Origin of the sequence: Thermopolyspora sp. NPDC052614, from assembly GCF_040678635.1 — a bacterium.
GTDB lineage: Bacteria > Actinomycetota > Actinomycetes > Streptosporangiales > Streptosporangiaceae > Thermopolyspora.
The window spans coordinates 14,538-40,778 of sequence record NZ_JBFATZ010000014.1 but is presented as its reverse complement, the minus strand read 5'-3'; the positions used below and the strand labels follow the sequence as shown (position 1 = coordinate 40,778).

At 71.3% G+C, this 26,241-nt stretch carries 22 protein-coding genes and 1 pseudogene; 11 read left to right on the top strand and 12 right to left on the bottom strand.

Annotated features, from left to right (window positions below):
- Positions 1-69: 69 nt before the first annotated feature.
- Both AB0K60_RS26385 and AB0K60_RS26380 read right to left on the bottom strand, forming a co-directional pair.
- Positions 70-966 carry a hypothetical protein gene (locus tag AB0K60_RS26385; protein WP_364060409.1) on the bottom strand — a complete coding sequence of 299 codons (897 nt, stop codon included), beginning with the start codon at positions 964-966 and terminating at the stop codon, positions 70-72.
- 12 nt (positions 967-978) lie between these two features.
- On the bottom strand, positions 979-1,539 hold the full coding sequence (locus tag AB0K60_RS26380) for a dTDP-4-dehydrorhamnose 3,5-epimerase family protein (RefSeq protein WP_364060406.1): 561 nt from the start codon (positions 1,537-1,539) through the stop codon (positions 979-981).
- Positions 1,540-1,839: 300 nt separating this feature from the next.
- Here AB0K60_RS26380 and AB0K60_RS26375 point away from each other — a divergent pair, with 300 nt between their 5' ends.
- Entirely contained in the window at positions 1,840-2,892 is a 1,053-nt protein-coding gene (locus AB0K60_RS26375; protein ID WP_364060403.1) for a glycosyltransferase, read from the top strand.
- On the opposite strand, the gene AB0K60_RS26370 is transcribed toward AB0K60_RS26375, so the two are convergent.
- From AB0K60_RS26370 to AB0K60_RS26330, 9 genes are all read right to left on the bottom strand, one after another.
- Entirely contained in the window at positions 2,870-4,294 is a 1,425-nt protein-coding gene (locus AB0K60_RS26370; protein WP_364060400.1) for a glycosyltransferase family 4 protein, read from the bottom strand. The two genes, AB0K60_RS26375 and AB0K60_RS26370, sit on opposite strands and share 23 nt — an antisense overlap.
- Complete coding sequence (locus AB0K60_RS26365; RefSeq protein WP_364060397.1) at positions 4,284-5,618, bottom strand: nucleotide sugar dehydrogenase; 1,335 nt, start codon at positions 5,616-5,618, stop codon at positions 4,284-4,286. Before AB0K60_RS26365 ends, AB0K60_RS26370 begins: the two co-directional genes overlap by 11 nt.
- 20 nt (positions 5,619-5,638) lie before the next feature.
- Positions 5,639-6,817: a GNAT family N-acetyltransferase gene (locus AB0K60_RS26360; RefSeq protein WP_364060394.1), complete on the bottom strand. Its 1,179-nt coding sequence runs from the start codon at positions 6,815-6,817 to the stop codon at positions 5,639-5,641.
- Between the two features lie 49 nt (positions 6,818-6,866).
- The gene (locus AB0K60_RS26355) at positions 6,867-7,799 is read right to left on the bottom strand and encodes a glycosyltransferase family 2 protein (RefSeq protein ID WP_364060391.1); all 933 of its coding nucleotides are present in this window, start codon (positions 7,797-7,799) and stop codon (positions 6,867-6,869) included.
- Positions 7,800-7,941: 142 nt separating this feature from the next.
- Positions 7,942-8,607, bottom strand: a complete 666-nt coding sequence (locus AB0K60_RS26350; RefSeq protein ID WP_364060388.1) for a polysaccharide deacetylase family protein — start codon at positions 8,605-8,607, stop codon at positions 7,942-7,944.
- A 236-nt stretch (positions 8,608-8,843) separates the two neighbouring features.
- On the bottom strand, positions 8,844-9,755 hold the full coding sequence (locus AB0K60_RS26345; protein ID WP_364060385.1) for an NAD-dependent epimerase/dehydratase family protein: 912 nt from the start codon (positions 9,753-9,755) through the stop codon (positions 8,844-8,846).
- A 312-nt stretch (positions 9,756-10,067) separates the two neighbouring features.
- Positions 10,068-11,114, bottom strand: coding sequence for a 2-oxoacid:ferredoxin oxidoreductase subunit beta (locus AB0K60_RS26340; protein WP_364060382.1), 1,047 nt, complete (start codon positions 11,112-11,114; stop codon positions 10,068-10,070).
- Positions 11,107-12,951 carry a 2-oxoacid:acceptor oxidoreductase subunit alpha gene (locus AB0K60_RS26335; protein WP_364060379.1) on the bottom strand — a complete coding sequence of 615 codons (1,845 nt, stop codon included), beginning with the start codon at positions 12,949-12,951 and terminating at the stop codon, positions 11,107-11,109. Before AB0K60_RS26335 ends, AB0K60_RS26340 begins: the two co-directional genes overlap by 8 nt.
- Before the next feature lie 956 nt (positions 12,952-13,907).
- Positions 13,908-15,422 (bottom strand): polysaccharide deacetylase family protein, encoded by a 1,515-nt coding sequence (locus AB0K60_RS26330; RefSeq protein WP_364060376.1) that lies wholly within the window; start codon positions 15,420-15,422, stop codon positions 13,908-13,910.
- Between the two features lie 151 nt (positions 15,423-15,573).
- On the opposite strand from AB0K60_RS26330, the gene ndhC reads away from it, so the two are divergent.
- The 5 genes from ndhC (at position 15,574) to AB0K60_RS26305 (ending at position 18,695) form a co-directional block, all read left to right on the top strand.
- Positions 15,574-15,945 (top strand): NADH-quinone oxidoreductase subunit A, encoded by a 372-nt coding sequence (gene ndhC, locus AB0K60_RS26325; RefSeq protein ID WP_364060373.1) that lies wholly within the window; start codon positions 15,574-15,576, stop codon positions 15,943-15,945.
- A gap of 173 nt (positions 15,946-16,118) precedes the next feature.
- Positions 16,119-16,577: an NADH-quinone oxidoreductase subunit B family protein gene (locus AB0K60_RS26320; RefSeq protein WP_364060851.1), complete on the top strand. Its 459-nt coding sequence runs from the start codon at positions 16,119-16,121 to the stop codon at positions 16,575-16,577.
- Entirely contained in the window at positions 16,567-17,136 is a 570-nt protein-coding gene (locus tag AB0K60_RS26315) for an NADH-quinone oxidoreductase subunit C (protein ID WP_364060370.1), read from the top strand. Before AB0K60_RS26320 ends, AB0K60_RS26315 begins: the two co-directional genes overlap by 11 nt.
- A 62-nt stretch (positions 17,137-17,198) precedes the next feature.
- Complete coding sequence (gene nuoH, locus AB0K60_RS26310) at positions 17,199-18,161, top strand: NADH-quinone oxidoreductase subunit NuoH (RefSeq protein ID WP_364060367.1); 963 nt, start codon at positions 17,199-17,201, stop codon at positions 18,159-18,161.
- Between the two features lie 171 nt (positions 18,162-18,332).
- Positions 18,333-18,695 (top strand): hypothetical protein, encoded by a 363-nt coding sequence (locus AB0K60_RS26305; RefSeq protein WP_364060364.1) that lies wholly within the window; start codon positions 18,333-18,335, stop codon positions 18,693-18,695.
- A gap of 138 nt (positions 18,696-18,833) precedes the next feature.
- Here AB0K60_RS26305 and AB0K60_RS26300 read toward each other — a convergent pair whose 3' ends face one another.
- On the bottom strand, positions 18,834-19,691 hold the full coding sequence (locus AB0K60_RS26300) for a helix-hairpin-helix domain-containing protein (RefSeq protein WP_364060361.1): 858 nt from the start codon (positions 19,689-19,691) through the stop codon (positions 18,834-18,836).
- A gap of 448 nt (positions 19,692-20,139) precedes the next feature.
- Between AB0K60_RS26300 and AB0K60_RS26295 the strand changes: the two genes are divergently transcribed.
- From AB0K60_RS26295 to AB0K60_RS26275, 5 genes and pseudogenes are all read left to right on the top strand, one after another.
- Complete coding sequence (locus tag AB0K60_RS26295; RefSeq protein ID WP_364060358.1) at positions 20,140-21,339, top strand: 4Fe-4S binding protein; 1,200 nt, start codon at positions 20,140-20,142, stop codon at positions 21,337-21,339.
- The gene (locus tag AB0K60_RS26290) at positions 21,336-22,016 is read left to right on the top strand and encodes an NADH-quinone oxidoreductase subunit J (RefSeq protein ID WP_364060355.1); all 681 of its coding nucleotides are present in this window, start codon (positions 21,336-21,338) and stop codon (positions 22,014-22,016) included. The genes AB0K60_RS26295 and AB0K60_RS26290 overlap by 4 nt, the downstream gene beginning before the upstream one ends.
- Before the next feature lies 1 nt (position 22,017).
- Positions 22,018-22,314 (top strand): annotated as a pseudogene (gene nuoK, locus AB0K60_RS26285) (NADH-quinone oxidoreductase subunit NuoK); the annotation flags it as partial.
- A gap of 292 nt (positions 22,315-22,606) precedes the next feature.
- Complete coding sequence (locus tag AB0K60_RS26280; protein ID WP_364060352.1) at positions 22,607-24,535, top strand: NADH-quinone oxidoreductase subunit L; 1,929 nt, start codon at positions 22,607-22,609, stop codon at positions 24,533-24,535.
- Positions 24,536-24,551: 16 nt separating this feature from the next.
- Entirely contained in the window at positions 24,552-26,210 is a 1,659-nt protein-coding gene (locus tag AB0K60_RS26275) for an NADH-quinone oxidoreductase subunit M (protein WP_364060349.1), read from the top strand.
- Positions 26,211-26,241: the final 31 nt, after the last annotated feature.

Genomic DNA, 26,241 nt, shown 5'->3' with positions numbered 1-26,241 from the left:
CCCTGCGTGTCGTCCTCTCCGGCGTGCCTCCCCTCCGGACATCCCCGGGCACGGCAGGGGCCCGTGGCGTCAGCCCTCGCACTGCAGGGGGCCGACGGTCGAGGTGATGCGGTAGTCGTCGTCGATGGTCACCAGGGTGTTGCCCGCCCACTCTACGGTCGCGCACTCGGAGTCCACGGGACCGTAGACCCAGGACCTGTCCACCAGGCGGTTGTCGCGCACGACCGCCTTGCCCTTCACGTTGCGCACCTGGATGGAGTACGTGCCGCCCATGACGAGGTTGCGGGTGACGGTGACGTCCTCGGCCTGTTCGTCGGTGATGAAGATGGGGGCGGTGATGTCCTTGGCGAAGCGCTGGTCGATGGTGTTGTGGTCGAAGATCAGGCCCTTGCCGGTCATGTACGTCTGGATGCCGTCGGAGTGGTCGCCGGGATTGGAGCAGAGCCGTACGTAGGAGTCCCTGATCTCGATGTCGTCGCCGGAGGCGTTGAAGCCGTCGCCGTGGCCGCGGATGTGCACCCGCTCGGCGGTGTACTCGGCCGCTCCGATGCCGGGCGCGGTCAGGCAGCCCTTGGTCGGGCCGACGGTCGAGTCGGTGATGGTGAACGAGTAGATCTTGCCGGAGTACTCTCCGATCACCCCGCCGTCGATGCGGCTGTTCTTGATGACCACGTCGTCGGCGACGATCAGCAGGTCGCTGGCGATGTGCACGCCGTCCAGGACCGTGCCCCGCTTGGTGACGCGGTAGATGCCCTCGTAGTTGGACTTCAGCCGCTTCAGCTTGGTGCCCGGCGGCACGCCGGTCGTCTCCGGGGTGGGGTGATCCGCCACGGGGGTCGGCGTGGCCGGGGCGCTCGTGGCCACGCTGGGGGTGGGACTGGGGCCGGCGTCGCTCGGCGACGACTGGCAGGCGGTCACCAGCGCCGCGCCGACGATGATCGCGGTAATGGTCGTGCGTCTGGCCATGGACGGTTCCGGTCAGCCCTTCCCGCTCGGGGCGCCGACGAGGCGGGCGCGCAACTCCGCCCAGGAGCCGGCGGCCAGGTCCCGCTCGCTGATCGCCGTGACCGGCAGCGGCCAGTGGATGGCCAGCTCCGGGTCGTCGTAGCGGACCGACACGTCCTCGGCCGGGTCGTGCTCCCGGTCGATGCGGTAGCACACGTCGGCCTGCTCGGTCAGCGCCTGGAATCCGTGCAGCATGCCCGGCGGCACGTACAGGGTGGCGAACTTCTCGTCGTCCAGCAGCACCGACAGCTGCCGGCCGAACGTCGGCGACTCCGGCCGCGCGTCCACCAGCACGTCGTGCACCGCGCCCCGCGCGCATCGGACCAGTTTGGCCTCACCGCGCCCGGTGCGCCCGTGCATGCCGCGGATCGTCCCCTTCCGCGACCGGGACTGGCTGTCCTGCACGAAAGGCTCCCATCCCAGTTCCTCGCCGATCGCGGCGTCGAAGGTCCGGGTGAACAGGCCCCGGTCGTCGTGGTGCGGCGTCGGCAGCAACAGCAGCACCCCGTCGAGCGTCGTCCGTTCGATTTTCATCATCCCTCCTTAAATAACGCGAAAAATTGCTCCCAGGGAAGTGGGCGGAAAACCTGGAAAAGCGAGGCGGAAGCGAAACGACGCACGGCGCAGAACGGTAGTGTGTCCGATGCCCGGCGGCGAGGACCGAACCGCCGCGCGGGCGGGCAGACCACGCCTGTACGGCATCGCCGTCCCCGCCACCAGGGACGAAACTGCCGCTACCGGCACGCGGGGGACAAAAGGATCGAGTTGCCGCGCTCCGGCACCGGCGGCGCGGAGACGACCGGCAGGACCTTTTCGCACCCAGGAGGCGCACCGGTGACCCAGGCGATCGCCGCCGTTGTCGTGCCCGCCCACAACGAGGAGGCCGTCATCGGCCGCACCCTCCACCGCCTCCTCGCCGGAACCGCCCCCGGCGAGCTCCGCGTCGTGGTCGTCCCCAACGCCTGCACCGACCGCACCGCCGAGATCGCCCGGCAGACCGCCGCCCGCTTCGCCGCCGAGTCCCGTACCGGGGCCGACGGACAGTCCGACCCGCGTACCCACGTGGATGCGCCCGAGAGCGCGGACGCTTGTCCGGACGGTGGGCCGAGCGAAGGGGGGCGCGCAGGGGACGGCGCGGCCGAACGGCCGGGGAAGGACGTCGGCTCGGCGGAGACGGCGGGAGACGTGATCATCGTGGAGACGGCGACGCCGGGCAAGGCGAACGCGCTGCGCGTCGGCGACGAGCACTGCGGCACGCTGTTTCCCCGCGTGTATCTCGACGCCGACGTGGAACTCGACGCCGACTCGGTCCGCGCCCTCGTGGCGGCGTGCGCGCGGCCGGGAGTGCTCGCCTGCGCCCCCGTGCCGGAGCTGGACCTGGACGGCGTCGGCCCGGTCGCCCGCCGCATGCACCGGGTGCACGAGCGCCTGATCGCGCCGCACCGGGCGCTCGCCGGGGTGGGCGTCTACGTGCTCACCGAGGAGGGGCACGCGCGGGCGTTCCCCATCCCCGCCGACGTGATCTCCGACGACGGCTGGATCCACCGATCCTTCCGCCCGGACGAGCGGGCCGTCGTGCCCGAGGCCCGGTCGGTGGTGCGCCCGGCGCGGACCGTCCGCGCGCACCTGCGGCGCCGCGTCCGGGTGCGGATGGGCAACCGGCAGCTCGACGCGCTCGGCCTGCCCCTCCCCGAGGGACGGCTGAAGCCGGGCGACCTGCGTTCCCTGGTACGGCGACGCGAAGTGAGCGTGCCCGACGCCGCCTGCTACCTGGCCGTGCTCCTCCTCGACCGCGCCCTCACCCGGCTGCGGGCGCGCAAACAGGGGGGTCAGGTGGCGTGGGGGTCGGACGCGAGCACCCGGATCACGCACCGGCCCGCCCGCTGACCCCCGACCCCTCGGCGTCCGTCCCGGCCGGTCTTCCCGCGTCCTTCTCCTCGGCCTCCTCGGGCTTCCTGGGCTTCCCAGGCTTCCCGGGCTTCTTGGCGTACGCCGCCTCGTACGCCGCTAGCAGCGCCGTCACCGAGTGCTCCCAGCTCAGCGGCCCGCTGACCCGCGAACGCCCGATCTCGCCCATCACCCGGCGCTCCTCCGGATCGTCGAGCAACTGCGCGATCAGCTCCGCGAACGCGTCCTCGTCGTTCGCCGGGGCGTACACGGCGGCCTCCCCGGCCGACACCCGGGCCTCCTTCAGCTCGAAGGACACGATCGGGCGGGCCATCGCCATGTACTCCATGACCTTGTTCATCGTGGACACGTCGTTGAGCGGATTGCGCGGGTCCGGCGACAGGCACACGTCCGCCGTGGACAGGTAACGCAGCAGGTCCTCGTCCGGAATGCGGCCGGTGAACTCGACCATGTCGTCCAGCCCCAGCTCCCGCGCGAGCGCCACCATCGCCTCGAAGGTGTCCCCGCCCCCGATGAACACCGCGTGCCAGTCCGTACGGCCCAGCCCCCCACGCAGCCTCGCCAGCGCCCGCAACGCGTAGTCCACGCCGTCCTGCGGCCCCATCACGCCCAGATAGCACAGCAGGTGCGGCTTGCCCTTCTTCAACGCCGGCTCGGCGGGCACCTCGTGGAAGCGCTCGACGGCCGGCGCGCTGCGCACCACGAACACGTCCTCGGGCGCCTTGCCGCCCCGGAGCAGCGCCGCCTGCCGGTAGCTCTCGTTGGTGGCGATCACCACGTCGGCGGCCCGGTAGGTGAGCCGCTCCAACCGGCACACCGCCCGGTACAGCAGGTCCTCGCCGCGCCCGAACCGCGACAGGTAAAGCTCGGGGACGAGATCGTGCTGGTCGAACACGAACCGCGCGCCGCGCCGTTTCAACCGCTTCGCCACCAGATACAGCAGATCCGGCGGATTGCAGGCGTGCACCACGTCCACCGGCCCCACCCTGCGGGCGAGCCGCATCGTGTGCCACAGCGCCAGGCCGTACTCGCGCACGTAGCCGAGCGGGCCGCCGGTCGCGGGCCGCAGCGGATAGCGGTGGATGCGCACCCCGTCGATCTCGGCCTCGGGCTCGGTGTCCCGTTTCGTCCCCTGGGGGCAGATGACGTGCACCTCCCATCCGGCGTCCCGCAGCGCCTTGCTCTCCTGCCAGACGCGCCGGTCGAACGGCACCGACAGGTTCTCGACGAGGATGAGCGCCTTGCGCCCTTTCCCGCCATTGCCTGCGGTGCTTTCAGGGGTGCTCTCGGGGGTGCCTTTGGGGGTGCTCTCAGGGGTGCTCTGCGCGGTGGTGTGAGGGGTGGTGTGAGGGGTGGTTTCGGAGGTGGGCTTACCAGCCAAGGCCTGCATATCCCGGGGTCGCCCGGCGCGTCTCCGCGTCGGGGAGGCGGACGAGGTCGATGATCACGCGGTCCTCCGCGCGGTCGAGGGCGGCGAGCACGGCCGCGTCCGCGCACCCGACCACGCACACCTCGGCGTGGTCGAGAACCGCGTCGGCGGAGTTCGTGAGCAGGTCGCCCAGGTGGGGGAGCCGACTTTCGATGTAGTCGCGGTTGGCCCCCATGAGCCGCGACAGCGAGACGCCCGCGTCGTAGATGCGCAGGCTGTAGCCCTTGCCGAGCAGGCGTTCGGCGAGCTCGACCAGCGGGCTCTCGCGCAGGTCGTCGGTGCCCGGCTTGAACGACAGGCCGAACAGGCCGATCTTCCGCCGTCCGCTCGCCGTGATCAGGTCGAACGCGCGCCGCAGGTGCTCCTCGTTGGACGGCAGCACGTGCGAGAGCAGCGGCACCGACACATCGGCCCTGCGCGCCGCGTACACCAGGCCGCGCAGGTCCTTGGGCAGGCAGGAGCCGCCGAAGGCGAATCCGGGGCGCAGGTACGCCGGGCTGATGTTGAGCTTGCGGTCGGCGAGGAAGACGTCCATCATCCGATGCGAGTCGACGCCGAGCGCCCGGCTGATCGCCCCCAGCTCGTTGGCGAACGCGATCTTCACCGCGTGGAACGCGTTGTCGGCATATTTCGCCATCTCGGCCACGGCCACCGGCACCCGGAACACCTCGCCGGGCAGCCCCTCGTACAGGGCGGCCACCACATCGCCGCTGGCGGCGTCGTACTCGCCGATGACGGTCTTCGGCGGGTCGAAGAAGTCGCGCACGCTGCTGCCCTCGCGCAGGAACTCGGGGTTGACCGCCACCCCGAACCCGCTCCCGGCGCTCAGCCCGGAGGCCCGCTCCAGGATCGGGACGAGCAGCCCGTCGCAGGTGCCCGGAAGCATCGTGCTGCGGAACACGACCGTGTGCCTTGTCCGGTGCCGGTCCCGCCGCTCCCGCCTGCCGAGGGCCCGGCCGATCTGCTCGGCCACCCGCTCCAGGTACGTCGTGGACAGGCTGCCGTTGCGCGCCGAGGGGGTGCCCACGCAGACGAGCGAGACGTCGGTCGCGTCGATCGCCTCGGCGGCGTCGGAGGTGGCCCGTAACGCGCCGTCGGCGACCGCCTTCGCGATCAGCTCGCCGATGCGCTCCTCGACCACCGGCGTCCGCCCCCGGCCGATCAGGTCGATCTTCGTCGGGTTGACGTCGACGCCGACGACCTCGTGCCCCTGCGCGGCCAGGCACGCCGCCGAGACGCAGCCGACGTACCCGAGCCCGAACACACTGATTCTCATGGATGCGATGCCTCCGTCGCTCACCGGGAGAGGGCGCGAAGCCGGCGCACGGCGCCGCGTAATCGCGGCCCGAGGACGGACGACTTCGCCGCCGCGATCATGGATTCGCGGGCCTTGCGCAGCGCCCGCCGTGCCGGATTCCGGGTGACGAGACCCTGGCTCACCAGCGTCTCGCCGGTCTTCGCCCGGCGCTTGTACTCGTCGTCGCCCCGCCCGAGGTCGATGCGCGCGATGCCGAGGGCGGGCGCGGCGGCCACGAGCTCGCGTAGCAGCATCCACCCGGGGCCGAGGGCGGCGAACGCGGGGTCATAACTGGGAAACCACCAATGCAGCACCTTTTCCGAGCGGATCCCGAAATGTGCGGCGATGAGGTGCGGCCCGGCGTGCAGCGTCGACAACACGCCGCCGAACGACGCGTCCCTGGTGCGCAGCAGCCGGTGCAGCAGATCCAGCCGCCGCGGGTCGGCGAAGTGGTCCTTCACCCCGGTCGCCGCGTACTGGCCCCGCTTGAGCTCCACCAGCCGCGCCAGATCGTCCGCGTCGACCGACTCGGCGACGAACCGCACCGGCCCGTACGTCCGCTCGGCCTTGGCCGCGCGCCGCCGCGCCTGCGCCATGTTGTCCTTGCCGCTGCGCGAGGCCCGCCCGAGATACCCGTCAAGACCGCCCGAGACGTCCAGGTACGGCGAGGCCCGCCGCGACTCCACCCACGGATCGAAGTCCGCGTGGCCCGCCAGGAGATGATCGAACGCGAAGCCCCGCACCCCGCCCCCAAGCAGCCGCAACGGCGCGAACCCCGCCCCCGCCGCGAGCACCGGTCCCTGGAAGTCGGCGGCGGGCCACCCGGCGGGCCGCAGCAGCGACCGCTCCCGATGGCACGGCAGCAGCGCGCACACCCGACCCTGGAGATCCCGCGCCACCACCACCTGCACGGGCATGCCGCAGGCGTGTACGGCGGCGGCGAAACCGGGATGGAAGTAGGGGCTGTCCAGCATCGGATTGGCGTCCCGCAGCCGATGCCAGGCGTCGAGCTCCTCGCTCCCCAACTCGTCGAAGCCCAGCCGCCGCCAGGTCGCCGCCGGCCCCGGCAGGGCGTGGCCGGACGCGGGTGCGCCCGCCGAACCCGTCGCATGGGACGAATCGGGTACCTGGGACAATCCTTCCTCGGCGGTGCCGCTCCGCTCTGCGGCGCTGCCCATCGTCACCTCCCTGTCGGGCGTCCCCTTGGGATCGGCCCGGGTCCGTCGGTCAGTTGGCGAGCGTGCGAACGCGGCGCGACGGCCGTACCAGCGCCACCACGGACGCCTTGGCGGTGCGGCGCCCCGCGAGCGCGCGCAGCGCCTCGCCGAAGACGACCGCGAGGTAGTAGGCGACCGACGGCACCCGCCCGTGCCGCCGCCGGAACAGCCGCACCTTGTTGACCACGAGCAGCGAGGCGAGCGCCGGGTTGACGCCCGAGTCGCCGCCGATGTGCTCCACCACGGCCTCCGGCTCGTACCACAGCGTGTAGCCGTGGTCGCGGGCGCGCAGCGCGTACTCGGTCTCCTCGCTGTAGAGGAAGAACGACTCGTCCCACCCGCCGATCCGGCGGATCACCCGCGTGGCGACGAGCATCGCCGCGCCGGTCGCCCATACCGCCGAGCCGGGACGCTCGTACTCGCGCGGGTCGGTGACCAGCTCGCCGAGCCGGCCGAGCCGCCCGGCGAGGGTGCCGCCGATCACCGCCTCGGCCAGCGCCCGCCGCACCGTGGGCATGCGCCGCAGCGAGGGCTGGAGGCTCCCGTCCGGGTTGACCAGCTTCGGCACCGCGATGCCCCGCTCGGGCTCGCGCAGCGCCGCCGCGAGCCGGGCGAGCACCCCGGGGCGCAGCCGGCAGTCGGGGTTGATGACGAAGACGGCGTCGATGTCGTCGAGGTCGAGCGTCGCGACCCCGGCGTTGACCGCGGCGGCGTAGCCGGCGTTGCGGCCGGTCCGCACGACGCGCATCGGCAGGTGGACCGTTCCTTCGGCGATCTCCGCCGAGCCGTCCTTGGAGGCGTTGTCCGCGACCACCACCGCGGCGAGACGTACGCCCTCCAGGCCGGCGGCGATCGAGTCCAGGCAGCCGGGGAGCACGTCGGCGCTGTTGTAGGTGACGATGACGACGGCGACGCCGGGCGGCGTGCGCGGGGCGCCGGCCATCACGTGCCTGTCCTCGGGGGGAACACGGGCATCGTTGCTCTCTTTCGACCCTCTGCCGTTGGGGGTGTGGTCTCAGGTCCGGGGGCGTTGCGGCCGCTCGTTCGCGTCGGGGCTCGGGAGGTGCACGCGGGGCTGGCTCCGGTCAGCCGCGCAGGCGTTTGACGGTGCGGGCGGCCAGCGCTCGGGCACGCCGTATGGGGGAGGGGCGCTCGTCGAGGACGCGGCGCGTCCAGTCGGCGTCGAGGTCGTGGCGGAGGCTGGTGCGCGCCTGCAGCCAGGAGCCCGGCCGCGCGGGCCCGCCGTCGCTGGTGTAGGCCCGGGTGACGCCCGCCAGGCGCAGCCTGCGCAGCACGTGCCGGTCGTACGACCCGAACGGGATGGCCACCCGCGTCACCGGCCGCCCGGTGAGCTTGGTGAGCAACCGGTGCGCGTCGCCGAGCTCCTGGCTCGTCTGGCCCGGGTCGAGGCGCCGCCAGTCCCGGTGGGCCCAGCCGTGCGAGCCGACCGGCATGCCCGCCCGTACCAGCTCGCGCACGCCGTCCTCGTCCAGCCGCCCCGGCTCGCCGAGCAGCCCCGCCAGCACGAAGAACTCGGCGGTCAGGCCGCGGGCGCGCAGCCGGGGAAGCGCGATCTCGACGTCGGAGGCGTTGCCGTCGTCGAAGGTGAGGCGGACGTCCGTGCGGCCGGTCACCGCGTCCAGCACCTGCTCGAACTGCTCGACGGTGACCCAGGTGTCCTGCTCCCCGGGGTCGAACGGCCGTGCGGGCGGGCCGATGCCGTGCACTGTCAGATTGACCACCGAACGCATCAACAGCCTTCCCGTTTCCGATCCGGCATTTCGAACAGACGGTTGAGCACAGCCTTGTGGAATGTTCCACTCGTCATTGATATCGGCTTTCGCGGTGACACGGTAGCGCGAATCCGTAACCGTGTCCGTACGGAGAGGCGAATTCACGAGGTCGTTCCCGGTCTGTCCGCGTATCGGCGTGAGGATCTTCGCGAAGAATGTCCGGTAATATGGATAATCCGCACATTTGTGGACGCTTATCGGTGCTCGGCGTACCAGGCCACCGTGCGTCGCAGCCCCTCCTCCAGGCCGACCGCGGGACGCCAGCCGAGGACGTCGGCCGTGGGCCCGATGTCGGAGACCTGCGGCCGGTCCAGCGGCCGGTCCGGGACCGCGCCGAACCTCGGCCGGGCCGTGCCGCCGACCAGGCGGGCGAGCAACTCCACCGTCTCCCGCACCGTCACCTGGCCGCCCCCGCCGACGTCGAGTACCCGGCCGGACGCCGCCTCGATCTCGGCGGCCAGGAGGAACGCCTCGACGACGTCGTCCACGTACACCCAGTCCACCAGGCGGGTGCCGCTGCTCACCGCCGGGTCCTCGCCGCGCAGCAGGGACAGGGCCACGTGCGGCACGAGCCGGGCGGTGCTCTGCCGGCCCGGCCCGTAGACCATGGCCACGCGCAGCACGGTCACCGGCACCCCCCACAGGTCGCGGAACATGCGGGCGTAGCCGGTGGCGGCCCACTTGGCCGCCGCGTACGGGGAGGACGGGGTGGGGTCGCCCTCGCGCGGCTCTTCCACCGACCCGGCGAGCACCAGGCGGCGGACGGGGACCTCGGTGGCCGCCGTCAGCAGGTTGATCGCCGCGCCGAGGTTGCCGTCGAGGGTGGCCCGCACCACCGCCGGATCCCGCGCGCCGGTCACCTCGCTCGCCAGGTGGAACACGTGGTCGGGGCGGACGCGCCGGATCAGGCCGAGCGACGCCTCGGGGTCGCCGAGGTCGGCGGCGTGCCAGACCTCGCCGTGCTCGGACCGCTCCGGGGGGCGGCGGCCGACCGCGTGCACGACCGCGCCGAGGTCGAGCAGCCGTCGCGTCAGGTGGGCCCCGATGAACCCGGTGGCCCCGGTCACCAGCGCCCGCGTACCGGACCAGAATGCCGCTTGCGACAAGCGAACCTCCTCGTGCGACGACCAGGCTGGCAACTATCGCATATCAGCCGAACGAGGGGCCGCGTGTTGGGATATCTGGCGAAAACCGTAAGGGGGAACGGTAAACGCGGCGGAGGACGGTACGGGCGCAGGATGGGTTAGGGGATTTCGGCGATATATGGGGCTCGTGGGGTTTGATGCGTGCGGTGACGCGAGGCGGGGACGTCGGGCGGAACGCGAAAGCGGAGGTCCCGTGCTTTCGGAACCTCCGCTTTTCGTGATCTGGAGCGACCGTATCGGAGCGACCGTATCGGAGGCGTTGGTCAGCGGTGGTCAGTTGATGCGCCAGGTGTCCCCGGCGAGGAGCAGGTCGCGCAGCTCGCCCCTGCCCTTGGCGGCGACGGCCTTGTCCACCTGCTCGTTCAGCAGCTCGTCGTAGGAGGGCCGGTCGACCGAGCGGAAGATGCCGATCGGCACGTGCTCGAAGGCCGGCTCGTCCAGGCGGGACAGCGCGAACGCCACCGACGGGTCCGGGTTGTGCGCGTCGTGGACGAGGATCTCCTCCGGGGCCACCGTCGCGCGGTCCACGACCTCGATGCCGCCGTTCGGGCCCCGCCGTACGGCCTTGGTGGCCGAGACGATGGGCTGCCCGTGCTCCAGCCGCAGCGTGATGTCGTCGCGGACCTCCGGGTCCTTGAGCTGCTCGAAGGCGTTGTCGTTGAAGATGTTGCAGTTCTGGTAGATCTCCACCAGCGAGGTGCCGCGGTGCGCCGCCGCCTCCCGCAGCACCGACTGCAGGTGCTTGCGGTCGGAGTCGATCGTGCGGGCGACGAAGCCGGCCTCGGCGCCGAGCGCCAGCGAGATTGGGTTGAACGGCCTGTCCAGCGAGCCCATCGGCGTCGACTTGGTGATCTTGCCGATCTCCGACGTCGGGGAGTACTGGCCCTTGGTCAGGCCGTAGATGCGGTTGTTGAACAGCAGGATGTTCAGGTTGATGTTGCGGCGCAGCGCGTGGATCAGGTGGTTGCCGCCGATCGACAGCGAGTCGCCGTCACCCGTGATCACCCACACCGACAGGTCGGGCCGCGAGGCGGCCAGGCCCGTCGCGATCGCCGGCGCGCGGCCATGGATGGAGTGGAAGCCGTAGGTGTTCATGTAGTACGGGAACCGCGAGGAGCAGCCGATGCCCGAGATGAACACGATGTTCTCGCGCTTGAGGCCGAGCTCGGGCAGGAAGGACTGCACCGCCGCCAGGATCGCGTAGTCGCCGCATCCCGGGCACCAGCGCACCTCCTGGTCGGACTTGAAGTCCTTGAGGGTCTGCTTGGCATCGGTCTTCGGGACCAGGCGCAGGCCCTTGCCGTTGAGGGACTCACTCACTGTCGATCACGTCCTGGATCACTCCGGCCAGCTCCTGGGCCTTGAAGGGCAGACCGCGTACGCGGTTGTAGCTGATGATGTCCACGAGGAACCTCGCCCGCAGCAGCAGCGCGAGCTGCCCGAGGTTGATCTCCGGGAGCAGCACCTTGTCGTAGGACTTCAGCACCTCGCCCGTGTTGGCGGGCAGCGGGTTGAGGTGACGCAGGTGGGCCTGGGCGACCTTGCCGCCCGCGTTGCGGACCCGGCGGACCGCCGCCGCGATCGGGCCGTAGGTGGAGCCCCAGCCGAGCACCAGCACCCGGGCGTCGCCGCTGGGGTCGTCGACCTCCAGGTCGGGGACGTCGATGCCGTCCACCTTGGCCTGACGCAGCCGCACCATCAGGTCGTGGTTGTTCGGGTCGTAGGAGATGTTGCCCGTGCCGTCGGCCTTCTCGATGCCGCCGATGCGGTGCTCCAGACCCGCCGTGCCCGGCACCGCCCACGGGCGGGCGAGCGTCTCCGGATCGCGCTTGTACGGCAGGAATGTGCCGTCCTCGCCGTTGGGCGCGGTGGCGAATGTGGTGGAGATGTCCGGCAGTTCGGACATCTCCGGCAGGCGCCACGGCTCGGAGCCGTTGGCGAGGTACCCGTCCGACAGCAGCATCACCGGCGTGCGGTACTTCAGCGCGATGCGCGCCGCCTCGATGGCCGCGTGGAAGCAGTCCGACGGCGTCGACGGCGCGATGATCGGCACCGGCGACTCGCCGTTGCGGCCGAACATCGCCATCAGCAGGTCGGTCTGCTCGGTCTTGGTCGGCATGCCGGTGGACGGCCCGGCCCGCTGCACGTCCACGATGATCAGCGGCAGCTCGGTGGTGACGGCGAGGCCGATGGTCTCGGCCTTCAGCGCCACGCCCGGCCCCGAGGTGGTGGTGACGCCGAGCGACCCGCCGAACGCCGCGCCCAGCGCCGCGCCGACGCCGGCGATCTCGTCCTCGGCCTGGAAGGTGCGCACCCCGAAGTTCTTGTGCTTGGACAGCTCGTGCAGGATGTCCGAGGCCGGGGTGATCGGGTAGGAGCCGAGGAACAGCGGCAGCCCCGACTGCACCGAGGCCGCGATCAGCCCGTACGCCAGCGCCTGGTTGCCGGAGATGTTCCGGTACGTGCCGGGGGCGAGCCGGGCCGGCTTGACCTCGTACGACACCGAGAAGGACTCGGTGGTCTCGCCGTAGTTCCAGCCCGCCTGGAAGGCCGCGATGTTCGCCTTGGCGATGTCGGGCTTCTTGGCGAACTTGTTCTCCAGGAACTGGATCGTCGCCTCGGTCGGCCGGTGGTACAGCCACGACAGCAGGCCGAGGGCGAACATGTTCTTGGCCCGCTCGGCGTCCTTCTTGGAGATGTCGAAGTCTTCGAGCGCCTTGACCGTCAGCGAGGTCAGCGGCACCGCGTGCACCCGCCACGGCTCCAGCGAGCCGTCATCGAGGGGGCTGACGTCGTAGCCGACCTTCTGCAGGTTGCGCTTGGTGAACTCGTCGGTGTTGACGATGATGTCGGCGCCGCGCGGCAGGTCGCCCAGGTTCGCCTTGAGGGCGGCCGGGTTCATCGCGACCAGGACGTTCGGGGCGTCGCCGGGGGTGAGGATGTCGTGGTCGGCGAAGTGGAGCTGGAAGCTCGACACGCCGGGCAGGGTGCCGGCGGGGGCGCGGATCTCGGCCGGGAAGTTGGGCAGGGTCGAGATGTCGTTGCCGAACTCGGCGGTCTCGGCCGTGAAGCGGTCGCCGGTGAGCTGCATGCCGTCGCCGGAGTCACCCGCGAAGCGGATGATGACGCGTTCCAGTTGCTGAACCTGCTTGGTCATCGGGCCTCCCCCGCCGGCCCTGAGACCAGGGTGCCGTCGTGCCTGTCGATGGGCTCGATCTCGATCACGAATTCTCCTTGGCCGATCCCGCGACCAGGGTGCCGGGCGCTGTGGTCGCCCCGCTGCGCTGCGTCACAGCTCAGTCCTCCCGCTGCGCGCCCGAACATCAAGGGTCGTGACGCGCTTGTCAACTAACATGCTAAGTCGCTTTCGGAACACACGTATTCCTTTGCGCACCGTCTGGATGTGGCCTAGGTAACACGGCCATTCGGGGTGCGCTTCAGGCCGGGCTCGCGTGGTGGTGACCGGCGCGGCCCGCCTAATGGGTTACGCGATGGAACCCATTCGGGATCAGAGGGCGATCGCCGCTGATGGCGGCGTCAGACCCGGGGGAGATCAGGACGACAGAGCGCCGCCGCCAACCGGCCAAGGTCAACGTGCAGGCGAGCGAACAGCACATTCTTCGTCACGATCGCCAATGATACGTTCCCGGCCCCGCGCGACCCGGCCCGCCCCGGTATGTGTCCGGTACAGGTCACGTCCGCGTTCGCACCGACGTGACCCCCGACGTGAGCCCCGAAGTGAGCCCCGAAGTGAGCCCCGAAGTGAGCCCCGAAGTGAGCCAGTGTGATCGTGGCGGCCGAGGACTCCTGGGCAGGGACGCGAGAGGGCGCGGGGAGCGGGAGAAGAGGGAGACTCCGGCGATCGGGACGGGGGCGTCCGGATGGCCGGAGTCTCGTCGTCGTACGGCCGAACCGCCGGGGGAGCCGGTTCGGCGCGTCTCAGCGCCGGTGCTTCGCCTTCACGCGGGTGAAGAGGCTGCCAGAGACGGGGCGGAACCGCTTGCCGTGGTGCTTGTCGGCGCTCGTACCGCCGCCCTTGCCGGTCGTCCGGGACGCCTCCTGATCTCGGGCTCCCTCCTGGGCTCGGGCCGCGCCTCCTGGACGCGGGCCTGCCTATATCCCCAGATCGGGGACGGTGACAACCGCGTAGCCTCGCCGGTCGAGGTCGTTAAGGATGCGCGGGAGCGCTTTGACGGTCGCCCGGGTCTCGTGCATGAGCACGATGGCGTTGCGGCTCACGCGGGCGATCACCGATGCGGCCATGGCGGCGGGGTCGTCGCCGTCCCCGGCGTTCACATCGGCCCGCACGACCGTCACGCCCAGTTCGCGGGCGACCGCATCCACCTGCGCATCCTCGTCTCCGTACGGCGGAAGCAGCAGCGTGGGGCTCCTCCCGGTGGCGGAGGCGACGGCGTACCGGCCGCGCTCGATCTGGTCGGCGATCTTGCTTTGCGGCAGCGTGGTCAGGTTCCGGTGCGACCAGGTGTGGGCGGCGAGCAGCCCGCAGCCGTCGCCGACGCGCCTGACCAGATCGGGCTGCGCCGCCGCGTTGATGCCGACGGCGAAGAACGTCCCGCAGGCCCGGTGCCTCTTCATGATCTTGAGGATCTCGGCCGTGTACGGGCCGGGGCCGTCGTCGAACGTCAGCGCGACGCACTTGACCTTCGTGCAGTCGGTGGGCGGGCCGCTCGTCTCGCCCGCCTCGTCCACGCCGCCGGGGCCGTGCGAGGCCGACGCGGCCGGGCCCGAGGTCTCCTGCCCCGGCGCGGGCTGCTCTGCGCCGGTCTGCTCTGCGCCGGTCGCTTGGCCCGTCGGTTCCGGCCCTGTCGCTTCCAGGTCCGTCTGCATGGGCGATCGCGCCTGCGGGTACGGGACCGTCGCCTGGGGGGCGGCGGCCCTGACCGTGGCCTGGATCCTTCTGCCGAGGTCCGACAGGAGCGGGGCGGCGTCGGCCGCCGGGACGGCGATCGCCGCCCGACCCATGGAGGCGGGAACGATCCGGCTGTCGTCGAGTTCCACGACCAGGTCGCCGCGGCGGTTGAAGTTCAACGAGTCGAATACGTCGGGATCCGCCTCGATCAGGTCGGCGGCGATGCCCACGCGGTCGGCCGTGGCGAGCCGCCGGACGGTGGTGGCCAGTGCGGCGACGGCGTCCGGTTTCACCAGGTCTGCGGACGGGTGGAGGCGGCCGTCGGCGCGGTCGTACCAGAGGGTGCGAAAGCCGTTGGCCCAGCCGTCCGCGGCGAACTCGCCCATGCGGAGCCGTACCCCCACGATGTCGCCGGAGGCGGCGGTCAGTCGCCAGTCGACGTTGAACTCGGTCGCGGTGGAGCCCTTCGGCACGGCCGCGACGTGCTCGCGGACCTCGCGGGACAGCCAGGCGCGCAGGCCGCGGTCGAGGGCCGGCGCGTCCGCCAGCGTGGGGTAGCTGACGTGGACGTACGGGGAGTCCATGGCGATCGTCTCGACGCCGAGGCCGGGGATGCGCGCGGGATCGACGAAGTCGAACACCGTAGGCTGGGACGGCACCACGATGCCGTCCCCGGCGGCGGGGAGCACCGACGCGTCGCACGCCGTGAGCAGCAGGACGAGCGATGCGATACCCCCGAGAGATCGCCATGTGGACACGGCAGCAACATTAGGGGGGATTTCGGCCTATTTATGGGTGCTTTACCTGATCGGTGATCGGCCTTTGGCTGCCGTGGGTAACCGCTGGGTGACGCGCCCCGGCGGGGTTACGATCGGAGGGACGCTCGCGCCCCCGGCAGGGAGTGGCTGCATGGACGGATACTTCGGCTCCTACGCGGTCGTCGCGGTGCTGCTCGTCATCGGGATCGCGATCTTCGCAGGCGCGCTGACCGCGAACCGCATGCTGCGGCCCGCCCGCCCGACGCCCGAGAAGCTGCTCACCTACGAGTGCGGCGTCGATCCCGTTGGGGAGGGATGGGCGCAGAGCCAGGTGCGCTACTACGTCTTCACCTACCTGTACGTGGTCTTCGCCGTGGACGCGGTGTTCCTGTTCCCGTGGGCGACGATCTTCGCCGCGCCCGGGTTCGGGATGGCCACGCTGGTGGAGATGTTCGTGTTCCTCGGGATCATCGCGCTCGGCATCGTGTACGCCTGGCGCAAGGGCGTGCTCACATGGACCTGACGGCGGGCGGCGAACCGGCCCGGACGCGGCGGCGTGGACCGGGGCACGACGCGGTGGCCGGAGAATAGGGGCCGGAGAATAGGGAGAGCCGACGAGAGGAGGGCCGGCACATGGCGGCGACCGATCTGCCGATGCCCACGGTGGGCCCGGCCTCGAAGCTGGCGCCCAAGCCGATGCGCTTCATCCTCAACTGGGGGCGGCGCTACTCCCTGTGGGTCTTCAACTTCGGCCTGGCCTGCTGCGCGATCGAGTTCATCGCCACGTCGATGAGCAGGCATGACTTCATCCGGTTCGGGGTGATCCCGTTCGCCAACGGGCCGCGGCAAGCCGACCTGATGGTGGTCTCCGGCACGGTCACCGACAAGATGGCCCCCGCCGTGAAGCGCCTGTACGAGCAGATGCCCGACCCCAAGTACGTGATCTCCTTCGGGGCCTGCTCCAACTCCGGCGGGCCGTACTGGGACTCCTACTGCGTGACCAAGGGCGTGGACCAGATCATCCCGGTCGACGTGTACGTCCCCGGATGCCCGCCGCGGCCCGAGGCCCTGCTGTACGGCATCACCAAACTGCAGGAGAAGATCGCCGAGGAGAGCCTGGGCGAGCGGTACCGGGGAGCGCCGGATGAGCGTTGAGCGGACGTCCGTCGATCTGCGCGCCGCGGTCGCCGACCGGTACGGCGAGGGGGCCGAGGTGACCGAGTCCTTCGGCGAGGTCACCGTCGACGTCGCGTCCGAGTCGTGGGCCGACCTCGTCGCCTTCGCCCGCGACGGCCTGGGCATGGAGTTCTTCGACTGGCTGACCGGCGTGGACGACCCGCCCGACCGCATCGGGGTGGTCGCGCACGTGTACGACGTCAAGACCCACCGGCACCTGCTGCTGCGCACCCGCGTCGCCCGCGCCGACCCCCGCCTGCCCAGCGTCACCGGCGTCTACCGGGGCGCGAACTGGCACGAGCGCGAGACGCACGAGATGTTCGGCGTCGTCTTCGACGGCCACCCCGACCTGCGGCCCCTGCTGCTGCCCGACGGCTTCGAGGGACACCCGCTGCGCAAGGACTTCATCCTCGCCGCCCGCGTCGCCAAGGCCTGGCCGGGCGCGAAGGAACCCGGCGAGTCCGGCCACGGCGCCCCGAGCCGCCGCAAGATGCTGCCCCCCGGCGTACCGGCCGACTGGGGGAGGACCGATGGCTGAGGCCACGCGGTACCGCACGGCGCATCCGACCGGGGTGGTGCCGCCCGACTGAGGGAGAGCCGATGGCTGAGGCGCTCGACATCGCGATCCGGCTGGGCGTCATCGTGGTCGCGTTCCTGGTGCTGCCGCTGGTGGTGGGGCAGACCGAGCACAAGGTCATGGCGCACATGCAGTCGCGGCTCGGGCCCATGTACGCCGGCGGCTTCCACGGCTGGGCGCAGCTGATCGCCGACGGGGTGAAGTTCGCACAGAAGGAGGACGTGATCCCGGCCGCCGCCGACCGCCGGGTGTTCGGCCTCGCGCCCGCCGTCGCGCTCGTGCCGTACCTGGTGGTGCTGGTCGTGATCCCGATCGGCCCCGGCCTGCTCGGCGTCGACCTCGACGCGGGCCTGTTCTTCGTGCTCGCGGTGATGGGCATCGGCGTGCTGGGCGCGATCATGGCGGGCTGGGCGTCGGCCAACAAGTACTCGGCCCTGGGCGGCATGCGCGCCGCCGCCCAGCTCATGTCGTACGAGCTGCCCCTGGTCCTCGCCGCCTCCAGCGTGGCCATGGCCGCCGGCACGCTCTCCCTGCCGGGGATCGTCGAGGCCTGGCAGTGGTGGTGGCTGCCCTGGCAGTTGATCGGCGGCGTCGTCTTCTTCGTCGCCGGCCTCGCGGAACTGCGCCGCCCGCCCTTCGACATGCCCATCGCCGACTCCGAGATCATCATGGGGCCGATGACCGAGTACGCCGGCATGCGCTTCGCCCTGTTCATGCTCGCCGAGTACGCCGGGATCGTCGTGCTCTCCGCCCTGACCACCGTGCTCTTCCTGGGGGGATGGAAAGGGCCGTTCCTCTCCGACGGGCTTGGCCCCCTCTGGACCCTCCTGAAGGTCTTCATATTGGCCTTCGTCGTCATCTGGGTCCGCGTCAGCTATCCGCGGCTGCGCGAGGATCAGTTGCAGCGCCTCGCCTGGACGACTCTGGTCCCGCTGGCTTTGGTGCAACTCGCCCTCACCGGCGTCGTCAAGATCGCCATCGGCTGAGCGCCCGAGCGCAGGGACGGGGCACGCGCCGCAGGGTGGAGGTAAGTGTCACAGAGTGATTGCTTTGATACTCTCCGTGAGGACGCGGAGCGCTTCCAGCGCACATGGCACGAATTCGTGTGTGCTGCCGCGAATGAAGCGATTTCAAGCAGACACTCTGAGGAGTCACCCATGCAGCCAGTTCGGATCGCGGCGGTCGCCGCCACGGTCGTCACCGCGTGTCTTACCTCCGTCGTGCCTGCGAGCGCGGCCTCCGCCACGGAGACCATCCCATCGGCCGGGCAGGCGCCCCGCCCGACCACCGACTTCGTGCTCGTCACCCTGCCGAACGCGAATGTGCCCAACTTCCAGCGTCGTACGGTCCACTGCCCGACCGGAATGAAGGTCGTCGGCGGAGGGGCGGAGGCCCGCGGCGTCAACGCCATCCTCGTCGGCTCCTTCCCCACCGACGACCAGCGGGGGTGGATCGGCATCGGGCGGCAGCCCGGCTACAACGACGTCGGCATCAGCGTGTTCGCCATCTGCGCACGCTGACCGAGGCGGACAGCCGGGAAAAAGAGCGGGGAGAACGTGCGGCGGCGCCGCGGCCCGAGCGGGAGAACCGCTGCGGGGCGCGGCGCCGTGCCATGTAGTGCCATGCAGCGCCGTGTAGGTAGTCGGCTCGGGCGGATGTCAGTTCAGGTAGATGGTGTACTCCGCGAGGTCGGCGGTGAGCTGCGGGGGGAGGCCGACCGTGGCGGAGAGCTCCTCGGCGGAGATGAACGCCTCCACGGTCTCGCGGACGTCGACGATCTTCTGCGCCAGTTCGCGGGTCATGCCCGGCAGGGTGGCGATGACCTCGACCGGGGCGTGATTCACGTCCACCAGGCCGCCGTCGTCGTACTGGCGGGGAAGGTCGGGACGACCGATGCGCAGCTCCTTGGCGAGCGCCGGGTCGCCGGCGGCGAGTTCGCGGGCCTCCTTGCGGAGGTTCCTGCGATGCTGCGCCAGGGCGATGGCGCGCTCGTTCGCGGTCATCGGGGCCTCGGAGCCGGGCAGGCCGAAGACCTTACGGTGGATCATGAACGAGTGCACGGTGCCGCCCAGCCAGTTGCCCATGTAGGCGAGGGCCATGAGCGGCCGGAGCACCTCGGGGGCGTCGAGGCCGACGCCGAACCAGAAGACCAGCAGCCCCAGGCCGTAGATGACGGCGGCCAGGGCCAGGCCGCGGCTCTTCAGCCGCGCCGCGCCGTACGCCATCGTGAACGGGGTGCCGAAGCCGCAGGTGAACAGCGGGGTCAGGGCCCACAGGATGCTCGCGCCCGACGACGGTTGGGCGGCCGGAGGCGGCGGAGGCTGAGGGCCGTGCTGGTGCGGCCCCGGATAGTAACGCGGGTTATTCGGCCGCGGCGGGCGCGGAGCCGGGGGACGCGGCGTCGGAGGGCGCGGCGCCGGGGGGTGACGCGGCGCGAAGTGGTCCTTGATCTCCGGAGCCGGGGGCGGCGGCGGAGGGTAGATGTCCGGGGCCGGTCGTTTGGGCCTGACGGGCACGGTGGGGCCGATGGGCGGTGGCGAGGGCGTACTTCGGTCCGGCGAATCGGGATATGCAGAAGAGGGACGCTGCGGATCGCGGGAGGAGTGCTCTGGATCGGGGTGGGGCCCGTCGTGTCCGGGCTGCTGCGGATCGCTCGGATTGGACCCCCGGCCCCCCGGCCCGTTCGTCGACTGCATATCCGAAGAATACGTAGTTGTAAGCCGCAGTGGCATCGACCTTTCGGATGAGGAGCGTCATACACAGCCCTGTGGATAAGTGGCCGATTTCTGTGGATGACCGGGGGTTTTCTGTGGACGGTGTGACGCTCTGACGCCGCTGGGGTGCGAGTACGGAGCGGAGCACGGTTGTCACATTCACGTTCGGCGAGATGTGCGCGATGATGCTGTTGTGGCTCACATACCGGGAGAAGGGCTCGCGAAGGGGTTGGCCGTCACGCTGCGCCACATGGTGCGCAAGTCCGTGACCCAGCAGTACCCCGACGTCAAGCCCGACCTGCCCGCACGCAGCCGTGGCGTCATCGCCCTGGTCGAGGAGAACTGCACGGTCTGCATGCTGTGCGCCCGGGAGTGCCCCGACTGGTGCATTTACATCGACTCGCACAAGGAGACGCTGCCGGCTCCGGAGGGCGGCCGCCCGCGTGCGCGCAACGTGCTCGACCGCTTCGCGATCGACTTCTCGTTGTGCATGTACTGCGGCATCTGCATCGAGGCGTGCCCCTTCGACGCGTTGTTCTGGTCGCCGGAGTTCGAGTACGCCGAGTACGACATACGTGACCTTCTCCACGAGAAGGATCGCCTGCGGGACTGGGTGCAGACCGTTCCACCGCCGCCCGCGCACGAGGTCAACGCCGAGCCGCCCAAGGAGATGTCCGCCGCCACCGGAGCCGGGACGGGCCGGGAGCGCCCCGGCGGCGCGCGGCCCGCGACCCGCGAGCGGCGGCGTCCCGGCGCGGAACCGGATGCCCGCCCGCAGGAGGAGGCCGGCCGTTCCGCGGGCGGCGAGGCGGACTCCGGCGCGGGCGCGCGTGTCCAACCCGGCCGGGAAACCGCCGGGCCTGCCGGGTCGTCTACCCCCGGCCAAGGGGTGGCGGACGAATCCGCATCTGGACGGCCCGCCCGCGAGCGCAGCCCTCGCGATCGCCTGGCGAACGTCCGCTCCATCCGTCCGCCGGGCGCGTTGCCGAAGAAGCCGAGCGGCGCCGATGAGACGGCGGGCCGTACGGGAGGCGGGCCTTCGGCAGGTGCAGGTTCGAGCGCGGGCTCGGGCAGCACCGGCTCGGAAAGCGTGGGTTCGGGCAGCGTGGGCTCGGAAAGCGCGGCGTCGGCCGAGCCGGGGCGGGCGATGTCGGCTTCGCCGCGACCCGAGGCGCGGCCCGAGGCAAGTGCGGCGAAATCGACCGAAGGGGCCGATCCGGGTCGCCCTGAAGGCGGTCGTCCCGTTCGTGAAGGAAGCGCGCGCAGCCGCCTGGCGAACGTCCGGTCGGTACGCCCGCCCGGTGCGTTGCCGAAGAAGCCGGACGGCTCCGATCGCGCGGGGTCCGGGGGCGGACCCGAGGCGGGGGCGGGGCGTGGAGATCCGCGCCGTCCCAGGGGCAAAGAGGCCGCGGAACCCGACATCGGGCCGGAGGGCGGGGACGAGTCGTGACGCGAGCCGCTCCGCCGGTCTGGCCGCCCAGCGCGCAGGAGATCGTTCTGCTGCTGCTCGGGGCGGTCGCGGTCGGGGCGGCCTTGCTCGTCGTCACCACCCGGCAGCTCGTGCACGCCGCGCTGTGGCTGGTCGTCGCGTTCGGGGCGCTCGCCGGGTGCTATTTGGTGCTGACGGCCGAGTTCGTGGCGTGGGTGCAGGTGCTCATCTACGTGGGCGCGGTCGTCGTGCTGCTGCTGTTCGGGATCATGCTGACCCGCGCGCCCGTGGGGCGAAGCACCGATCTCGACTCCGGAAATCGCGTGGTGGCCGCCATCGTCGCCGTGGCCACGGCCGCGGTGCTCGTGGCGGTGGTCATCGAGGGCTTCCGGACGGCGTACGCGGATCTTGAGCCGGGTCGCGGGGCGGCGCAGCCGCTGGGGTCGAGCATTTTCCGCACGTGGGTGCTGCCCTTCGAGGCGCTGTCGATCCTGCTGCTCGCCGCGCTCATCGGCGCGATCGTCATCTCCCGTACGGACATTCCGTCCGACAGAGGGTCGCGTCAGGAGGACTCACGAAACGGACGGCGGCCGGGCGAATCCGCCGTCGCGATGCCGCCGTCGGCCTCCGGCGAGCAGAACGGGGGCGAGCCGCCGGGCTCGTCCGGTACGCCGAAGTCGGAGCCCGAGGGGGGATGAGATGCACGTCGTCTATCCGGCGGTGATCGCGGCCCTGCTGTTCTCCATCGGTGTGTACGGCGTGCTGGCCAGGCGCAACACCATATTGGTGCTGATGTCGGTCGAGCTCATGCTCAACGCGGTCAACCTCAACCTGGTCGCCTTCGACGTCTGGCTCCGCGACGCCCTGCACGGCGGCCAGGTGCTCACCCTGTTCGTCATCGTGATCGCTGCGGCCGAGGTCGGGCTGGGGCTGGCGATCGTGCTGGCCGTGTTCCGCGCCCGAGGCACGATCGACATCGACCGCCTACGACTGCTCGCCGAGCGCGGGCCACGCGACGGTACGCCGGACGACCCGGAATCCGCCGAAGCGGACGGGGAGACGGCGGACGCGGCCGAGCGAGGAGAAGGCGAGGTCGCAGGCAGCGGTGTGGGGGTTCGTGGTGCGGGGGCGGCGGATTCCGGGCGAGGGGAGGGGCGGTCGTGATCGCTTGGCTCGTGATCCTGTTGCCCTTCCTGGGCGCGGTGGCGTTGTTGCTGTCCGACGGGCCTCGACCTGCGGATGTCCGTGCCAAGCGGTCGGCGCGTCTGGGGCGAGGGGAGGGGCGGCGGTGATTGCCTGGCTCGTGATCCTGTTGCCGTTCCTGGGCGCGGTGGCGGCGTTGTTGCTGTCCGGTTGGCCCCGATCCGTAGGTGTCCGTGGTGATCGGCCGGATGAGACGGGGGCGCATCGGAGGGCGGCGTGGTTCGCCGTGGCGCCCACCGCGGTGGCCGCCGTGCTGGCGGTCTGGCTGCTGATCGACCTGCGCGGCCGGGGCGGGGGTGACGGGCGGGCGCCCTTCTGGGCGGAGGCGTTTCCCGGGGTGGCGGAGAGCACCCTGACCTCGATCGACACAGGCTCCATCGCGATCGGTGTGGAGTCGCGAGTGGACGGCCTGGCCGCGCTGGTCGGGGTCTTGGTGGCTGGAGTGGCGCTGGCCGTACAGGTGTATTCGGTCGGATATATGCGGCATGAGCGGCGATATCCGTCGTATGCGGCGTTCATCGGCCTGTTCACCAGCGCGATGTTCCTCGTCGTCTACGCGGGCGATCTGATCGTCCTGTACGTCGGCTGGGAGGTCATGGGCCTGTGCTCGTACCTGCTGATCGGCCACTGGTGGGAGGACCGCGCGAACTCGCGGGCGGCGGTCAAGGCGTTCCTGGTGACGCGGCTGGGCGACGTGGGATTCCTGTTCGGGATCTTCGTCCTGGGGTTCGCGGCGGACAGCTTCCGCATCGTCGATGTCATCCGGGCACTTCCGGAGATGCCCACCGGCACGGTCGTGGCGGCCACGATGCTACTGCTCGCGGGCGTGGCGGGCAAGAGCGCGCAGGCGCCCCTGCACACCTGGCTGCCGGACGCGATGGCCGGCCCGACGCCGATCAGCGCGCTCATCCACGCGGCCACCATGGTCGCGGCCGGGATCTTCCTCGTCGCCCGGCTGTACCCGGTCTTCCTCGCCGCCCGCCCCACGCTGGACGTGCTCGCCGTGCTCGCCGCCGTCGGCATGCTCGGGGCCGCGCTCGCCGCGCTCGCGCAGGACGACCTCAAACGGGTGCTGGCGTACTCGACGATCAGCCAGCTCGCGTACATGGCCGGAGGGCTCGCCGCCGGGTCCGACGAGGCCGCGATCTTCCACCTGGTGAGCCACGGGGCCTTCAAGGCGCTGCTGTTCCTGTGCGCCGGGGCCGTCATCCACAAGGTGGCCTCCAACTTCCTACGGGACATGGGCGGCCTGCGACGGGCGATGCCGTACACGTTCGGCGCGATGACGATCGGGTTCGCGGCGCTGATGGGACTGCCGCCGACCAGCGGATTCTTCAGCAAGGACGCGGTGCTCGCCGCCGTCGAGCACGCTGCGACCGGCCGGGTGCTCACCGACGCGGCGGCCTGGCTGCTGTACGGCTGCGCGCTGGCGACCGTGGCCGTCACCGGCGCGTACGCCACCCGGGCCTGGCTGCGGACGTTCTTCGGCGAGAGCCGCCAGGAGGGCGCCGCGTCGCCGGAACCCGCGCCGGGCACCGCGCACGTGTGGGACGCCCGCGAGGCCCCGCCGACGATGCTCTGGCCGGTCGTCGTGCTCGCCGTACCGGCGCTGCTGCTGGGGTTCGTCCACACCGAGGGCCTGGCCTGGGGCTCGGCGGCGACCAGCGTGGTGTTGGCGCTGCTGGGCGCCGGGGTCGTGTACGTGGCCTGGCGCGCGGACCCCGCCGCGGACCCGGCGCGCGTGCTCGGGCCGCTGCAGGCGCCCAGCGCTCGGGCGTTCTGCGTGGATTCGGCGTACGACGTGCTGTTCGTACGGCCGGTGCGGTGGCTGGCCCGGGAGGTCGTGCGCGCCGACGAGAGGGTGGTCGACGGCGCGGTGCGCGGCTCGGGACGGCTGACGACCGGCCTGTCCCACCTCGTACGGCTCGCGCAGACCGGCAACCCGCAACTCTACGTGACGGGCGTGCTCGCGGGCGTCCTGATCGTCTCGGTGACGGCGGTGGTGCTCACATGAACCGGCGGTGGGGAAGATGAGCTGGATCCTGGTCGCCCTCCCCGCCGTGCCGCTGGCCGGGAGCGCCGCGCTGCTGCTGCCGATCCGGTGGCGGCCCCGGCTGCCCGCGTACGGCATGGCGGTGTCGGGCCTGACGCTGGCGCTGGCCGTCGTGCTCGCGGCCGGGTTCGACCACGGCGCGGCGGGCCGGATGCAGGCGGAGGCGGACTGGCGCTGGATCCCGTGGCTCGACCTGCGCTTCCACCTCGGCGTGGACGGCGTCTCGCTGCCGCTGGTCGTGCTGACCGCGCTGCTGACCTTCCTGTGCTTCGTCTACCTGGGGTGGGGGCGCGCCGACCGGCCCGGCCAGCTGCTCGGCGTCGCCCGGCCGCGTGCGCTGGTGTTCGCGCTGCTCGTGCTCGAAGTCGGCATGCTCGGGACGTTCCTCGCGCTCGATCTGCTGCTGTTCTTCCTGTTCTTCGAGATCGTGCTGATCCCGATGTACTTCGTGATCGCCATCTGGGGCGGGCCGGAGCGGCGGGCGGCGGCGGTGAAGTTCATCCTGTACACGCTGCTCGGCTCGGCCGTACTCCTGCTGGGCCTGCTGGTGATCTGGGCGCAGACCGGGACGCTCGACATGGTGGAACTCGCCGCCGCGCACGGGTCCGGGATGTCGCGGTCGGTGCAGATTGTGGCGTTCATGGCGGTGGCGGCCGGCCTGGCGGTGAAGACGCCGATGTGGCCGTTGCACACCTGGCTGCCCGACGCGCACACCGAGGCGCCGACCGTCGGATCGGTGCTGCTCGCCGGGGTGCTGCTGAAAATGGGCACGTACGGCTTCGCGCGGATCGCCATCCCGATGCTGCCGGAGGGGGCGGCCGCGGTGGCGCCGTGGCTCGGGGCGTTCGCGGTCGTCGGGATCATCTACGGCGCGCTGGCGTGCCTGGCACAGCGCGACCTCAAACGCATGATCGCCTACTCGTCGATCGGCCACATGGGCTTCGTCCTCCTCGGCTTCGCCACCCTCACACCGGTCGGCATAAACGCCGCCTTGTTCGGAAATATCGCCCACGGCTTGATCACGGGCCTGCTCTTCTTCCTCGCCGGCTCCCTCAAATCCCGGTACGGCACGGCCGACATGACGTCCCTCGGACCAGGGCTACTCGCACGCCTGCCATACCTGGCATCCCTGCTCACCTTCGCCTCCGTGGCCTCCCTCGGCCTGCCGGGCCTGGCCGGATTCTGGGGCGAGATGCTGGCCCTACTCGGCGCTTTCCAACCCGCCCCCGGCCTGCCCCGCCCGCTCTACCTGGCCTTCATGGCCCTCGGCGGCCTCGGCACCCTGCTGACCGCCGCGTACTTCCTCACCATGCTGTCAAAGGTGACCCACGGCAGACCGCGCGCCCCGGAGGACGGCACGGATTCCGCAGGTGAACAAAGGCCCCGGAGCCCCGACGACGCCACCGTGGCCGCCCGGGAGACCCCGGCACCGGCCACCGGCAGTGCGGCGGCGGGCCGAGCGGCCGTCGCGACGGCGGCCGAGCAACCACTGAGGCCGCCGGACGTGGCCGCGTACGAGGTGGCCGCGTGGACTCCCCTCGTGGCGCTCATCCTGCTCTTCGGCTTGTGGCCGAAGGGGCTGCTGCTGCTCACGACCCCAGCCGTGCAGGCGATCGTGCAAGGGGTGATCCGGTGACCGATCCTGGCGTGTTCGCCCTCGCGGCCGA

Bases quoted from the DNA above. Each gene is read 5' to 3' on its own strand.
- AB0K60_RS26385 (WP_364060409.1), bottom strand. From the start codon at position 966: ATGGCCAGACGCACGACCATTACCGCGATCATCGTCGGCGCGGCGCTG.
- AB0K60_RS26380 (WP_364060406.1), bottom strand. From the start codon at position 1,539: ATGAAAATCGAACGGACGACGCTCGACGGGGTGCTGCTGTTGCTGCCG.
- AB0K60_RS26365 (WP_364060397.1), bottom strand. From the start codon at position 5,618: ATGAGAATCAGTGTGTTCGGGCTCGGGTACGTCGGCTGCGTCTCGGCG.
- AB0K60_RS26360 (WP_364060394.1), bottom strand. From the start codon at position 6,817: ATGGGCAGCGCCGCAGAGCGGAGCGGCACCGCCGAGGAAGGATTGTCC.
- AB0K60_RS26355 (WP_364060391.1), bottom strand. From the start codon at position 7,799: ATGGCCGGCGCCCCGCGCACGCCGCCCGGCGTCGCCGTCGTCATCGTC.
- AB0K60_RS26350 (WP_364060388.1), bottom strand. From the start codon at position 8,607: ATGCGTTCGGTGGTCAATCTGACAGTGCACGGCATCGGCCCGCCCGCA.
- AB0K60_RS26335 (WP_364060379.1), bottom strand. From the start codon at position 12,951: ATGACCAAGCAGGTTCAGCAACTGGAACGCGTCATCATCCGCTTCGCG.
- ndhC (WP_364060373.1), top strand. From the start codon at position 15,574: ATGGACGGATACTTCGGCTCCTACGCGGTCGTCGCGGTGCTGCTCGTC.
- AB0K60_RS26320 (WP_364060851.1), top strand. From the start codon at position 16,119: ATGCGCTTCATCCTCAACTGGGGGCGGCGCTACTCCCTGTGGGTCTTC.
- AB0K60_RS26315 (WP_364060370.1), top strand. From the start codon at position 16,567: ATGAGCGTTGAGCGGACGTCCGTCGATCTGCGCGCCGCGGTCGCCGAC.
- nuoH (WP_364060367.1), top strand. From the start codon at position 17,199: ATGGCTGAGGCGCTCGACATCGCGATCCGGCTGGGCGTCATCGTGGTC.
- AB0K60_RS26305 (WP_364060364.1), top strand. From the start codon at position 18,333: ATGCAGCCAGTTCGGATCGCGGCGGTCGCCGCCACGGTCGTCACCGCG.
- AB0K60_RS26295 (WP_364060358.1), top strand. From the start codon at position 20,140: ATGGTGCGCAAGTCCGTGACCCAGCAGTACCCCGACGTCAAGCCCGAC.
- AB0K60_RS26275 (WP_364060349.1), top strand. From the start codon at position 24,552: ATGAGCTGGATCCTGGTCGCCCTCCCCGCCGTGCCGCTGGCCGGGAGC.